We start from the raw sequence: 14,342 nt of genomic DNA, 5'->3' as shown, positions 1-14,342 counted from the left end.
TGTTTTACTTTATTTCATCATTCTGCTAAGATAAGAACAAACGTTCCGTATTTTAGAGGTGACTAAATGGATAATAAAAACCGGGATCGTGGCACAATTAAATGGACAGCAATGATGATGCCCGAGCATGTAAAACTAATACGTGAATGGTACGATGAAGATAATTTTGTACTTGAGCCACAACTCGATGAATTTGACTATGAAGAACTCGCTCATCAAATACAAACAGCCGTACAAACGCATAGTGTTGTCCTCATCCATTACTGGAACAGCGGTGAATCCTTCACAATCGAAGGAACAATAAAAAAACTGCCCGTGAACGCAGCATTTATCACAACCCTATCACCTCAAGGGGATAAAAGAATTTATATCCCACACATCATGAAAATTCATTTGTATGAAGCGTAAGAAGCCGATAATTCATATTCCCCCACAAAATAGTACATTTAACCGACCGACATGGTGAAACCTTTTAAGTGAAACCGTGTATAATATAAATAGAAACAAGCGCTACCTTTTTCTTTAAAGAAAAGGAGGCGATGACGTTGAATAAAATATACATGCAACTAATAAAGTTACTTATTACCTTTCAAACTGTCCCTTATTTCTATTGGGAAGTTGTAGTCATTGTAACGTCATTATTCATCATTAGCTAAACAAAACCGAACAAAATATTGGTAGCGCTTGACTCGGTATACTATACCGGTCAAGCGCTATAAATTTATATTACATAATGGACTTTTAATTTAAACGCACAAATGTTGATTTAACAGCATTTGTGCGTTTAAATTCTGTGTTGTACCAGATTAAATATTTCTTTTTAAGTTCATATAATGCTTTCGACAGATTGAAGAACACCTTGCATATCCCATTAAACGTTGATATTTACACATTTTCTTAAATATTAAATAAACAATATTAAATAAATATTAGATAACCACAAAAAATATTTCCCCCACGCTCGCCATCCCGTAATTTTTTTCTCCGTGCCGGAAAACCACCGGCACCAAGAAAAAACCATGAAGTGCCGGAGACAACCGTTCCGGCACCTCATTATTACGTCATGGCTCGCTAAATCTTCCCTCTCAATAAACATTTCCCTTATCATCAAGTCGGCCAACAAAGTCCGCAAACCACAAAAACCAGCCTGTTTTCAGCTGAGAATCGCTGAAAACCGTCCCCCTTCCTCCCCTGCCGCCCTCCAAACCTCCCGGCAAACCCCTCCATCCCCCGTCAGCAAGGACAGGATTAAACTTGGAGGCGCTCTTAGGGGAGGAAGGGGGACCAATTCAGCACGAATCGCTCCGCTTGTTCGTGCTGAATTGCCAGCTGGTTTTTGTCGTTTGCTCTTCCATCTCAAATAGCCCGCCATGATGAAATAAATTTCATCATACGAGCATGTTCATACTAAGAATATACTGTGCAAAATAAAGGGCATCCCGTGATTGCTGGCAGATCGTCGAGAAAACCACTCGACGAACTGACCAGCACCGTAACTCGCCGGAGACAACCGTTCCGGCGCATTACTATCACGTCATGCCCTAAACACAAAAAATTGTCCAAATAAAGTTGTTCCTTTTTTTGTTAATATGATACTGAAGGACACAAGAAAAACAACTGGAAACACCTATTTCGCTGGTTTTACGCGCCAGCTTCTTTAAAAACCTTGCCAATTAAGTGGCGAATTGGTCTCAATGCAATAAACTCATTTGGGCTATATCAAGTTTTAATGCTTGAATGATTTATCACATGAGTAAGCAACTTTCGGCATTGATCGGCTTTAAATTGCATTTCTAGATATTCAAAAATGTCAATTATTTTATAGAGTTCTGCTATATTATTTTTATTTCCTTTGATTACTTCCATTAATAATGTGAAGAAACAAATTATTGTTTGAACATACATATTATCTATACATTCATCCTTTAACACTATGAGTTCATTTAAGTAGTAATTAAGGGACGTAAATTGATTAGTTGTTATTTTTAACTGAAGAATATTAAACAATAAAAGTGCTAATTCATTTTTATATCGTACTAATCCCTGATAAGAGATTAAGACTCGTTTAACATGTTTATAAGTAACGTCAATAAACTCATTCGAATAAAAGCTCAAAGTATTGGTGAAAAGTGTAATTTCATAATAGCTCCAATACTCGCATTTCGATAAATAGTTTTGTAATAATTCACGGTCTTCCATAATGTCTGATGTATTTTCAATAACGCTAATTAGTAAATTGATTACAGCACTATTATGTTGATATTTTACAAGTTTTGTTTTTTCATACTTCTGCATCGACATTCTCGACAAATAATAAAGCTCCGGAACATCTCTAGCATAAAATGCCTTTTTGTATGCCCCTGGCGAATAAATTTCCATAATATTCTTAGTACTATTCATCCTATATGCAACTTCGAATTCTTCTAATGAAATGTTCAATCTATCGAGGATAATCATAAACTTCACAACTGTCGTATCGCTTTCTCCACTTTCAAATTTCGCAATGGCCGGACGAGATAATAGATTTTGATATAAAGTATTGGATTGGATTTTTTTATCTATTCGTAGTTTTTTGATGATAACACCAATTTGCATTTTCACACCGCCTAATGTTAACTATTGTTTACATTATAACGTAAATGGATAATTTTGTCGTATAATTTTTTTGAAGGGATGTGAAAAAATGGAAATTTTATTACTTGATATTACTACACTAGTATTTGATTTAATTGGAAGTAAGTAATTTATTATTGCACATTGTTATATCAATATTTATAAAAGAGAGGAAGATACAGTTGAAGAAATTTTTAATAGGTATTACGATTGTTATATCAGCGTTTATTTTTAATTCGGTTACAGAAGCTGCACAAGTTGATCAATTATCAGAGGAAGAATTAGACTATTTGTATAATAATCTGAATTTTAATGAAAAAAAAATTGAAGCTATGCCTTTAATGGACTTAAAAGCCCTAGTGGAAGGGCAAGCTGAAATAGTCTTAGATTTTGACGAATATTATAATGTAGAAGAACCTAATGATGCTGAAATTCAACCACTTGCTTTAACCAAATCTGATCTAAACTTATGGGGGAATGTCTATAAGTTTAATGATAGTGATGTTTCAGGTTATACGAAGTTTATGGCTATGTCAACTTTCCGATGGTTAAAAACTCCAGTATGGAATCTTTCTGATAAAATAGCAATTGGACTACCTACCGGAATTGGGATTTTTTATAAAACATCTAATGGAAATATAAGTGGTTTCTCATCTTATACAGCGATTTTTGATAAAAGCAATGATAAATTGCTAAGTTATACTGATCAATATAATGTTCCTGCTCCTGGTAATTATAATATTAACAACGGGGTAGCAAGTACACACGATTTAAAATTATCACTTAAGCCTAATCAGGTAAACGGTGGATATGTAAGTCAATACTTCTACATTCCTAATGCAAACACTGGAAAGGGTAGAAAGGCAAATGTCCAATTTGAATACGGTCATAGAACAGTTGCCGGTTCAGTAGGTCTATCATTTGGAGTTGGCGGTTTGGGAGTTGGGATTACACAACACTATCGTACAGAGATTTTACCTTACGCTGAAGAATTCAATTATTAAAATAATATTGAGGAATGGGCATGATTTTTTGAACCAAAAGGCCAGCTATATTAGGATTAGGATGGCCTAGCAAAACGACGTTATCATGCCCATTGCTCCATATAAAGCTATTTTTCGTTATTAGAATTTATTCTAAGCGATTTTAAGAACTAATATTTTGGGAGGTAGGTATCTATGGGAGATATTTTTTTTCTTTCTACAATTTTATTTGTTGTTCTATGCTATCTAAATTTAGTTAAAATTTTTGAAAAAGTAATTACAAAAAAAAGTGTGAAAAACGAAAAAATATTAGGTGTTATTTGGATTTTTTTAAGTTTCATAAGTATTTATGTTTTTCTAGGTGTGACGGGTTTCCTTTAACAAATCAATTAGTTGTATACACAAAATACGTTTGACTATCAGATAATTCAGCTCTCCTAAACGTTTTAAATACGTTGAAATCCCCTTGATTTTAAACCTTTTTCTTTTGCTACAAAAAATTCCATTCAAAAGTTGCAATAACAACCAGGTAACTTAAAAGAGTTGGTACATCGTATTTATGAAAGCGATAGCCTGCTCTCAAGATGAACAGGCTAATTTTTAGGGGGTCACTTCAACGTTCCGTGGATTTTTTTGAATATTATCAATACTAATTTTTTGTCACTTTTAATAAAAGTCAGTTATAGCAAAAAGCGTTGTGTTGAATGCTTGAAGTAAATTTACACATAATCTTTAAATGAATAAAACCATGCATAAAATATAAATTTCAATGTTACCTCCACACGCGCACCATGCTTTCATAAAATTAATTCCCCTCAAAAAATGGGCATTCCGTGATTGCTGGCAGATCGTCGAGAAAACCGTTCCGGCGCATTACTATCACGTCATGCCCCCGCTCCGTATAGATTTAGGCTTCATATAGAGTGATTAATAAAGTGGCTCCTCCTAACACGCGATTTGACAAAAAACATCAGGCATGCTGAAAACCCTTAACGGCATCGAGGTAAACCTCGCTACCGCTCGCGTTTTTAACATGCCTGTGCAGCTCTAAGCTTGCGTTGTGGTGGAAACCTGCACCACCACAACGCAAACTTAGAGCTGAATTTTTGTCAAATCGCTTATTTGGGGTAAATTCAATAATGCCGATTTATAAAGATGTGAAATATACATAATATTACTAAAAATGGTGAACAAACTAAATAAGCGGAAATCTTGCTATATCAACGATTTTCCCCATTTTAATATCAAAATTCAGCAATAACCCTATATACCACCACTGTGCATTATTTGGAATTACTTAACCTAGTAAACCCTAGATTTATGCTCGTATGATTACAATTAAATTAACATTAATAAATGAGAGGTATTTTAACGATTTTCCTAGTGTTACAAGCTATTTTAGTTTTATACTTAATTTAATAATCTGATGTGGTGGTGATGTATTTGTTGGAATCGTTTGTAGGTAGTTTGCTAGCTATGTATCTAGGTTATCTGATTAAGACATACAAGGTTGTTATTATTAAGCGAGAACAGTAGTTAATTATAATTTATGGAGTAACAGCACTTGCGGCAGCCCCTTGTTGAAGAACATCGCGCTGTGGCAAAGCAAGAAAAAACTCACTAGAATTGGTGAGTTTTTTCTTTGTTTACTAGTTACCTTTACAACCCTTATCTTGCCTTGAATTTTGAAAGGTAACTTTTATTCTCTGAGGTTATCCTCATTTTATTGAGATGGCCATCTCTTATGTATTACTTATGTATTACTTATGCATTACTTATGTATTACTTATGTATTTTAATTATATGTATTACCGCTTTATTTGACGTATTTTTCTTTAATTTCTTTTAGATAGTCGTAAAGAAATCCGCCTATGATTGTTGCTAAAACACCTAAAGCAAAGACTTTCATAATTTCACCTCCTGTTTATTAATGTTTTTATACATTATTTAATCAAGGGGGTGATTTTATTTTTACATTATTACTGATGCATGTCTTACTCACTCCTTTATAAGTTCTTATCTATATAAACCCTTTCAAATTAAGGGGAATTTTCTAATAATACCATAATTTATTTGTTATGTAAATAATTAACTTATATGTATATTTTAAAATTAACGGAAAGTAAATCATTTAATTGAGGATTTACCTTACTCTCTTAAATAATAAATGTCATTAAAACACTCCAAAATTCCTGTATTATACTTAATTTAATATCAAATTAGGAGGTGACTTAATTATGTTTGAAATGAGTATGATTGCTGTCATTATCTATTTTTTCGCGACTATTGTGAGTATTTTAGAATGACAAAAAATTAACACTTATTTCTTTATAAATGACATTATAAGGAAATTAAGTAAATTAATAACTTATAGGTAAGATATATTATATAATCGAAATAAGGGAGGAGGTGATTCCATGATATTTAATAACTACAAAGCCAATATTGTTTTGGTACTTGGTAAAGCTGATGAAAAAACAGGCGAACCCAAAATTACACGCGTAACTTTGAGCAATGTACGAAAAGATCTAACTCCAGACGAGGCTAAACAAGTAGGAGAAGCTTTTCGCTCTCTCATTAAGCACGACTTATACGATGTTGAAATTGTACAATTCTCACAAGTAATTGAACCGTAAATTATTAATAGAAGGAGAAGGAGGTGATAAAAATGAGTAAGGCAACTACACGTAATGTATTAGTGATGGAGTTTACTGATTACTTTGGTCAAGCACGATCTATCCGTGTGGCAGATCCAAAGGAAGATTTGACAGCTGCCACTGTCGAATCTGCCATGGAACTGTTTGTAAACCTAAATGTATTTAACAGCATTAGCCTAGTAGGACCAGGTAAAGTCAAAGGGGCTAAAACTGTAAAAACCGTTACATCTAACTTTGACATCGTTGTTAGCTAAATTTTATGGACCAGATGAGAACTGCCATTCTTATCTGGTCTTTTTAGAAAATGTAATGAGAGGAGTCAATTTATTTGAAAAAAAAATCCTTGAAAATCGCTACGCTCGCTCATACCATCTACAAAAAATGTGAATGTTGTAACCGAGTAAAAGATATCTACTTTAAGATGAATATACTCGATGCTGCAGAAGCAAATTATTTAGTCGGTGACTTGGATCTCTGTAAATCATGCGGTCAAAATTTTGGTGATATTTTGAATATAAAGGTATCGACAGAAAATGTAAGAACCGATTTCAAATTCGAGACAACCTAATATGGAAACAATCTTATCTTATTTGGATTATGGCTTTTCATTTGTAATATCGATTTACCTTTTAATACGCATGGAAAAAAAGATTGAAGCCCTTACAGAGAGCATTAATAAACTTAACAATCTAAAATAAACTGACATTTTTTTTAACGTTAAAATGGGTAATTTATCAAATTTAATATACAACATATTATTAAATAAGTGCAAGGAGGGCAATTTGATTTGAGTTTGACGGTGAAATACTTGAAACATCTGCAATTAGAAGGAAAAGCTGAAAACACGATTGACACTTATAAGTACCATTTAATCGAATTTTTAGTATGGATGAATGATCAAAAACACGAGATTTTTGACATAAAACCTGCTCATCTAATCGATTTTAAAGAATACTTATTGAAGAGTGGCAAATCAAAACGGACAGTAAATGCGATTATATCGTGCATTCGGGGCTATTTTGATTTTCTGATTTTAAACGAAGTCGTTAAAGTGAATCCGGTATCTAAACTGCTGACGATCAAAGTGGCAGAATATCGCCAAAATCGACTGACAGACAATCAAATCAATGACTTTTTTCACTTTGTGGATAGCCTACAGGTGAATGTGCGAGCTGCATTTTATTTAATGTATGCGACTGGAGCTCGTGTCAGTGAAATCTCTAATTTAACGAAAGAGGATTTTTTGATGCGAGATGATAAATTGTTTGTAAATATACAAGATGCAAAATACGATAGCGATCGGCTAATTCCCGTACTGAATCTAAACGCTGTTCAAGTTATAACTAGCTATTTGAAAACACTGGATGTATCTAGCGCACCAGCATTTCGTGTAAGTAAGCGTACTTTACAACGCTATGCAGCCAACTTCGGTGAACTACACGGAATTCAATTTAGCTGCCACGTCTTGCGTCACACGTTTGCTACGCTACTCTTAGAAAACGGGGTGCCGATTGAAAAAATACAGTATTTACTTGGCCACCGTTCAATTGCTATTACAAGGCACTATACACAGTCTGCTTTTGTTAATATAAATGATTTAGAACCATCTGTTTTATAACGGCATTTTTTAATTTATAAAGTGTCGGATAATCTGAATTAGGAGGGGTGAGATGCTCATTTTATTTGATTACGGACACGGTGGAAAAGACCCTGGAGCAACGTATAAAGGGCGTCATGAAGCGAATGATGTATTACGCTTAGGACAAGCTGTCGCAAAGCGTTTACGGGCTGCTGGGCTCCAAATCGATGAAACGCGAACAACAAATACAACTTTGTCTTTACAACAGCGAGTAGAAATGGAAAAAAGGAAAAAGTACGATTTTTTTATATCCTTTCACCGCAATGCATTTAGACCTGAAGTAGCGACTGGCGCCGAGGTTTTTGTTTTCAGCCTATCCAATCCTCAATCCAAATCAAAACCACTAGCAGATAAAATCCAAAATGCTTTAGTAAGCGTTGGATTTAGAAATCGAGGGGTTAAGGAAGCTCAATTTTATGTACTGAAAAACACTAGAGCGCCGGCGTTGCTACTGGAAATCGGGTTTATTGATAATAGTGCTGATAATCAGCTGTTTGACGCTAAATTTGATGCAATTGTTGATGGAATTGTAAATGCGATTCTGCCTGCTGTAAATAAGGTTAATACGTGCCCTGCTTGTGGTCAGAAGATAGGGGGGTAAAAAGCTTGAAAAGGCAGCTGTCAGTTTTATACTGAGGTTGCCTTTTATTCATGCACCCCGAAACCTCTGTTATTTGGAGTACAGCCAACATTTCGAGAATTTTTTACATTAAGGAACGTTAAAAATATGCAAGATTCTATGCAACATCGTGATGAACGCAGCCCTATCCAAAACACGTTCAATCTGTTGCTGGAATTGGCTTTGTCGGAACGTGCATAAAATCATGTATAAACAATGTTCCACCACAAAAGCCGTAAACGTTGATAGAACAGCGTTTACGGCTTTTTGGTGTATTCCCAAACTTTTATTTGGGAACGTTTATTAACTTTCTTTTGTATAATTTATACGTCCTTGTCAATAAATCGTAGCATCCCTTTTGCAACCGATATAACATTTTCTTGATTAAAAATAATACAGGCTGTTCCTCCAACATACTTCTCACATTCAAATTCGCCAAGAACTGTCACGTATCCCTCTTCAAAAAGATAAATGAGTTCACCGTCGTGTTCCTCAACAGCACTTAATTCGTTATGTAAATATGCTTTAATCGGTTTATCATATAATCTCATATGTATCACGCCTTTATATGTTTGTATTTATCAGTTCAATCCCAACCGTTTAAATTCCTTCTTGAAGTATCTTGCTCCGTTAGTTGGAAACACCCCCTATTCAATTGAATAAGGGGTGTTGGTTCCCTAAGTGGCATTTGGGAACGTTATTTGTCTTTACTTTGTATACACTATTATGGTGTATTCCAAAATAAAGACATAACTCCGAAAAACAATAGATAAATAACCGTAAGTATTGGGGAAACGTATAGCGATACCCTTCCTAATTTGTCCTTTTTGCTGAACAAGGATAAAACAAAAGAGAGTACTAAAAAGGTAAACCCGAGTAGCATTGTTATGTTGTCATCAATAAACGAATCTCCCGTAAAAATATAGACACCAAGTGAAATAAGTCCAACAATTAGACTAATAAAAGAAAGCAACCCCATACTCTGTTTACTTTGCAATGCTGCCACCTCCTTTTTTTGTTGAAGCTAGATAAATACGAATAGCGATACACTCTAATATCGCAAAAACGCCTATAAGACCAATCATAGCCCCCTCGAATCCTCTGACAATCTCAAGGGAGTACCATAATATCCCTCCCCCTATGAGAATACCTATATAAGTGACAATATTTGCATTAGTTAGCTTACCGAGCCTTTTAAAGATTAGAGACAAAATTAATGTGAAGATTCCTATAACACTGCCTAATAAGAAAGGTATTAAGTAGAACAAATAAAAACCCTCCTATCCAAAATTCACATACAACTTATTATACCGCATTTCCTTAACTTGGTAAAAATACGTGTGATTACACTTAGACAAATCGGGGCTTTAGTCCAATAATGGGGACAGTCAAAAAAGTGCTGTCTCTTTTTATTAAGTATCAGCAACAATCTTTACGAACAGAGCCTAACATTTCAATCGCCACTCAGAACAAGTGAATCGAACATGATTTTTCGCAGCGTCTCAGCGCGTTATTTTCTAATAAGAACAGCGACAAATACTGTTAAATCAGTGTTTTTCGCCGTTTGAAATGCTCCCAAGCTTTGATTTGGGAACGTTATTTGTATGGGATTGTATATCTCAATAATATGATTAGGCTCTTTCTTTATAATCGTACACATAGCTATCTAACGTTGCGTCTAATTCAGTTAAGAAAGCTAAATGTGGTGACTGTAAGCGAACAATAGGCGAATCATCTGACTCTAAATTTATAATAATTTCGAAAAATGTTTCTCCACTATATATCTCTTTCAACTGTAAAAGCCTTTCTTTTTTTGGTAATAAATCTTCAAAAAAAGCGTTTATAATGGCTTCACCATCGTTATTCTCGGAAATCTCTGAACGGATTGTAATCCTGCTTTCTAAACGTGCTGATGTTTCATACTCTGGAAATTGTAAATCACCTTTTACCCACGTTAACCTTTCATATAGATGAAAATCCTTACGAAACTCTTTTACATCAACTATTTCATTGCTAACGAAATTTAGTGAACAATAGATATTTGTACATGAACTCAAATTCTTAAACCCCTTTGTTATATAAATTCGGTTAAGACTCCCAAAGTTTCATTTGGGAACGTTATTTAACTACGAGATGTATATTTGTTAGACACTCTCATTTCACAATCATCGTTATCTATGCATAACCAAAGTTTTATCTTTTTTTCGTTCCCGTCACCTTCGTCAGTAGTCACCGTCTTATATTCAATCTCTTCCTCGTTTGTGTTCCCGCACTCATAACATTTTCTAGCCATTTCATTCATCCTCCTATTCTTTTAGCAAAATACACATAATTTAGAAGCCTTAAAATACCAAAATCAAAGGCAACAAATTTATGAAAAACTTCATTTTATCCCCCAATATCTCTTTTTATAATAACATAATTATCCAAATTTTATTTAATCGTAGCAATAGGTAAGCGTTTGAAGTTATCTCCGGCTTTTCCCCTGCTCCACACGGAACGTGCCAGTTTCCAAGCATTCCGCGTTCCATCTGGCGATGGTTTTGATTATAAGTTTCAAGTTACTCTTATTGATTTGGATTATATGATAGGTTCTAACTCGCACTTTTCCCGATATTTATTGATTTTCTCTAATATCGGTGGCGTGATATCCAAACTTTTTATGAGTATATTCATCTTAGTTGTATCTGTCATATGGATTAGTTTGTGTACCTCTTTGTAGAGAATGCGTAAGTTATTGAACTTGTCATTTCCGCCGAGATGTACTGGCACGTAGTGATGACAGTGTACATCCCGTGCTTGTAGAAATTGTCCTGTAATTTCACATTTTCCTTGTTTCATACTATATCGACTGATTCGATTGTCCATATATTCGACACTTCGTGTCGGGATATTTGACTCCATTAGCAAGGCAATTTCTTGCTTGATATTCTTATGCAAATTCTTATGAATTAGCGCTCGGCCTTCAACTGTGAATAGTGTCAGACTTTGTGTGAAACAAATAGTGTTCTTTGTCTGAACATTCGCAAGAGGGAAGAGATGAATACCAGCAATTTCAAATGTCTTGAACCTCAAACTGTATAACTTCTTATAGGTTGGCGGCGGATTCGCTGGATGGGCGTATTTCCCGACTGGTTTAAGACGATTGTACATAGATGCACCTATATCATAAGCAAGACGTGAGAAGGCTAAGTTGACATGTGTAGCTCGATTAAAGTAATTATGCAGCCCTAAGACAAAGCTATTAAATCGCAAAGCATTTTGAGTCGTTGGTGAGGCTCGAAGTGCCTCAATTCGTTTCCTCGCTTCATCTTTTATTTTCTGTATCTTTTCGGCTTTCACAAAAGTATGGGCCACACGTTTTTCACCTTTGCGAATGGCACGTATCGTAAATCCAAGAAAGGCTGATTCATGTTTCCGCAGATTAATTACTTTTGATTTTTCCGGTGAAATGTCAAGTTTTAAACGCTCTTTCAGAAAAAGCTTAACGGCATGATACCATTTTTCGGCTGTCTTCCAGTCCCGACATAAGATTTTAAAGTCGTCGGCATAGCGAACTATATAACCTTCTTTTAACTTTGTGTGAATCTTTGCATAGCGTTCACCTTCGCGTGTCGTATATGGCTTATCAAGAGGGAAGAGTTCCCACTGATTCGCTATCCATTGATCTAATTCATTCAAAACCACATTAGATAATAACGGGGATAGTAGTCCACCTTGCGGTGAACCCTTTTCCGGAATGCCTTCACCATCAACTTCAGCTTTTAACATTTTTGAAATGCAAGCTAAAACTTTTCTATCATAAATACCTAAATTCCACAGCTGTTTAATGAGCAATGTATGATTGATATTGTCAAAGAAGCCTTTGATATCAACATCAACAACATAGTGAAGTTTAGAATGGTTAACAAGGAATTGAACTCTTGCCATCGCATGATGTGTAGACCGTAAAGGTCTAAAACCGTAACTATGATTATAAAAGTGCGCTTCCGTAATTGGCTCCAATACTTGCTTGAAACACTGTTGAATGATTCTATCGAGGATACATGGAATGCCTAGAGGTCGCATTTTACCATTATCTTTTTCAATTAATTTTCGTCTGACTTTCTTCGGGCGATAATTCTTGAGCTGTTTTTGTATCTTTTCTACTAAATCATTTTCTGTTAGTCTCTCTATGTCGATGATGGTTTTTCCATCTGTACCGGGGGTCTTAGACCCCTTATTTGACTTGATAGTCCGATAAGCTAATAAAATGTTATTCCTCGACGTGATGACGTCATATAAGTGATGGAATGTTTCTTTATTTTTAGCTCGGTGGTACAAGTCAGTAAAAGTGTCGGTCATATCATAGTAATCCCAGTATCGTAGAGCTTGCACTGTGGCATCATTCCTTTGTGAGGTGATGTTCCCACGTTCTTACCCGACCGGTGCAATGCACAATTGAAAAATAATCGTTGCCAATCACTAGACTTGGGGCTGTTCCTCTACCTCCGTTACAGAAGCTTCATCAGTCGTACCCCTACCCTCATAAGGACAAGTGCATTTCGTTCAATTACTTATAGCAACCGTTTTGGGTGACAGCCCTCGAATCAACGTTCCTTACTTTCCAAGTCCCTTATAACTTAGCTATCTATCTAAACGTAGGTGCTTCCTGTAAGCCTGTGAGCTGGATACCGCCATTGTTCGATATAACGTGTTTCAGAGGGGCAATTTTTACTCCACATCACTCACACCACCGTAAGGGTGGTACAATAGTTTCCTATTGTTCGAAACTCTAGACCTGTACATTCGGAAGTTCGTCCGTTCTTTGTGTAAGAAAATTCTCACCTTATTTAGTTTTTCAGCCATCCGGCATATCCATTGGCATACCTTTATCCTGAAAGGAATGGCTTTAGCCTTTGTTCTGCCGACTTCACCTGAGCTTCATACCCCATAATCTGTCCATTATGACGCATGCAGGAGTATCAATGGGATAGTTTCAAAATACATGGTTTTATCATTCCTATCCTCGGTTATAAAGTTAGAATTTCTGTGGAAATTCCTCGTCTTTCGCACCGGAGTGCTTATAACAAAACTTGTCGCGCTGCCCCTTTAGTTCGATAAGAAAAGCCGCCTGAGTTGGCAGCTGAACTTTACCTTTATACCTGTTAATAGAAAAAAGTAAAGAAATCTATTTTCTCTTACATATATTAATCGTTAGTTCCTAATACATCTGTATTTGGAGGTTCATAACCCATCTGACGTATCATAGCTACAATTTGTCCCTTGTGGTGAAATTCGTGAGTTATAGTATGCATTATTAATTTACCAGGGGTAAATGTTATAATTTCTTTTTCATCTCTCCAAGGAATCTTTCTTTGAATTGGCTCAGATAATTGCTTTCCGTGTAATTCAAATACCTCATTTACAAAAGAATCAACCTGTTCAAAGCGTATTTTTATATCGTCCAGTTTCAATTTCTGTCGTACATCCTTTGGTGTAATTGGCTTCTTAGTTTTTAATAAAACAAATGAGCCGAGCCACGCAATATAACAATCTGCTATGTGAACCAATGAGTCTCGCACACTTTCCCAACTGTATCCATTTTGGCGAGTAAAATCATTTTGGTTAAGTTCCTTACAATAGTCTAGCAGCGTTAATCGTGTCTGACGAACCCATTCATATTCTTTTTGATGAAACATCCAATATACACCCACTTCCTTATAATGATAATACATATTCTAGATTTGTAAAAATAAACCTTCTTCCACAAAACGTAGCAATAGGTAAGCGTTTGAAGTTATCTCCGGCTTTTCCCCTGCTCCACACGGAACGTGCCAGTTTCCAAGCAT

16 protein-coding genes are annotated in these 14,342 nt (G+C 35.3%); 9 read left to right on the top strand and 7 right to left on the bottom strand.

What is annotated here, in order from left to right; genetic code table 11:
• Positions 1 to 66: 66 nt before the first annotated feature.
• Positions 67 to 408: a YolD-like family protein gene (locus H9635_RS18355; RefSeq protein WP_191701767.1), complete on the top strand. Its 342-nt coding sequence runs from the start codon at positions 67 to 69 to the stop codon at positions 406 to 408.
• A gap of 1,311 nt (positions 409 to 1,719) precedes the next feature.
• On the opposite strand, the gene H9635_RS18350 is transcribed toward H9635_RS18355, so the two are convergent.
• Positions 1,720 to 2,595 (bottom strand): helix-turn-helix domain-containing protein, encoded by an 876-nt coding sequence (locus H9635_RS18350; RefSeq protein WP_191701766.1) that lies wholly within the window; start codon positions 2,593 to 2,595, stop codon positions 1,720 to 1,722.
• A 200-nt stretch (positions 2,596 to 2,795) separates the two neighbouring features.
• Between H9635_RS18350 and H9635_RS18345 the strand changes: the two genes are divergently transcribed.
• From H9635_RS18345 to H9635_RS18310, 8 genes are all read left to right on the top strand, one after another.
• Positions 2,796 to 3,617, top strand: coding sequence for a hypothetical protein (locus H9635_RS18345; protein ID WP_191701765.1), 822 nt, complete (start codon positions 2,796 to 2,798; stop codon positions 3,615 to 3,617).
• A 174-nt stretch (positions 3,618 to 3,791) separates the two neighbouring features.
• A complete protein-coding gene (locus tag H9635_RS18340) occupies positions 3,792 to 3,977 on the top strand; it encodes a hypothetical protein (protein WP_191701764.1) in 186 nt (61 codons plus the stop codon).
• Between the two features lie 2,036 nt (positions 3,978 to 6,013).
• Positions 6,014 to 6,232 carry a DUF1659 domain-containing protein gene (locus H9635_RS18335; protein ID WP_191701763.1) on the top strand — a complete coding sequence of 73 codons (219 nt, stop codon included), beginning with the start codon at positions 6,014 to 6,016 and terminating at the stop codon, positions 6,230 to 6,232.
• 32 nt (positions 6,233 to 6,264) lie between these two features.
• Entirely contained in the window at positions 6,265 to 6,507 is a 243-nt protein-coding gene (locus H9635_RS18330; protein WP_191701762.1) for a DUF2922 domain-containing protein, read from the top strand.
• A gap of 167 nt (positions 6,508 to 6,674) precedes the next feature.
• The gene (locus tag H9635_RS18325) at positions 6,675 to 6,821 is read left to right on the top strand and encodes a hypothetical protein (RefSeq protein ID WP_225231401.1); all 147 of its coding nucleotides are present in this window, start codon (positions 6,675 to 6,677) and stop codon (positions 6,819 to 6,821) included.
• A 1-nt stretch (position 6,822) separates the two neighbouring features.
• Positions 6,823 to 6,951 (top strand): YvrJ family protein, encoded by a 129-nt coding sequence (locus H9635_RS18320; RefSeq protein ID WP_191701760.1) that lies wholly within the window; start codon positions 6,823 to 6,825, stop codon positions 6,949 to 6,951.
• A gap of 110 nt (positions 6,952 to 7,061) precedes the next feature.
• On the top strand, positions 7,062 to 7,871 hold the full coding sequence (locus tag H9635_RS18315) for a tyrosine-type recombinase/integrase (protein WP_191701759.1): 810 nt from the start codon (positions 7,062 to 7,064) through the stop codon (positions 7,869 to 7,871).
• 52 nt (positions 7,872 to 7,923) lie between these two features.
• Positions 7,924 to 8,493, top strand: a complete 570-nt coding sequence (locus H9635_RS18310) for an N-acetylmuramoyl-L-alanine amidase family protein (protein ID WP_191701758.1) — start codon at positions 7,924 to 7,926, stop codon at positions 8,491 to 8,493.
• 341 nt (positions 8,494 to 8,834) lie between these two features.
• On the opposite strand, the gene H9635_RS18305 is transcribed toward H9635_RS18310, so the two are convergent.
• From H9635_RS18305 to H9635_RS18280, 6 genes are all read right to left on the bottom strand, one after another.
• On the bottom strand, positions 8,835 to 9,062 hold the full coding sequence (locus tag H9635_RS18305; protein WP_191701757.1) for a hypothetical protein: 228 nt from the start codon (positions 9,060 to 9,062) through the stop codon (positions 8,835 to 8,837).
• Between the two features lie 173 nt (positions 9,063 to 9,235).
• Positions 9,236 to 9,508, bottom strand: a complete 273-nt coding sequence (locus H9635_RS18300; RefSeq protein WP_191701756.1) for a hypothetical protein — start codon at positions 9,506 to 9,508, stop codon at positions 9,236 to 9,238.
• Positions 9,498 to 9,779, bottom strand: coding sequence for a hypothetical protein (locus tag H9635_RS18295; RefSeq protein ID WP_191701755.1), 282 nt, complete (start codon positions 9,777 to 9,779; stop codon positions 9,498 to 9,500). The genes H9635_RS18300 and H9635_RS18295 overlap by 11 nt, the downstream gene beginning before the upstream one ends.
• Before the next feature lie 363 nt (positions 9,780 to 10,142).
• Positions 10,143 to 10,568, bottom strand: a complete 426-nt coding sequence (locus H9635_RS18290; protein ID WP_191701754.1) for a DUF4279 domain-containing protein — start codon at positions 10,566 to 10,568, stop codon at positions 10,143 to 10,145.
• 523 nt (positions 10,569 to 11,091) lie between these two features.
• Positions 11,092 to 12,888 carry a group II intron reverse transcriptase/maturase gene (ltrA, locus tag H9635_RS18285; RefSeq protein ID WP_191701753.1) on the bottom strand — a complete coding sequence of 599 codons (1,797 nt, stop codon included), beginning with the start codon at positions 12,886 to 12,888 and terminating at the stop codon, positions 11,092 to 11,094.
• Positions 12,889 to 13,700: 812 nt separating this feature from the next.
• Entirely contained in the window at positions 13,701 to 14,192 is a 492-nt protein-coding gene (locus tag H9635_RS18280; RefSeq protein ID WP_191701752.1) for a DinB family protein, read from the bottom strand.
• Positions 14,193 to 14,342: the final 150 nt, after the last annotated feature.

Origin of the sequence: Solibacillus faecavium, from assembly GCF_014836905.1 — a bacterium.
Lineage (GTDB): Bacteria > Bacillota > Bacilli > Bacillales_A > Planococcaceae > Solibacillus > Solibacillus faecavium.
The sequence above is the reverse complement of the archived record's forward strand: the minus strand, read 5'-3'. Positions and strand labels throughout refer to the sequence as shown.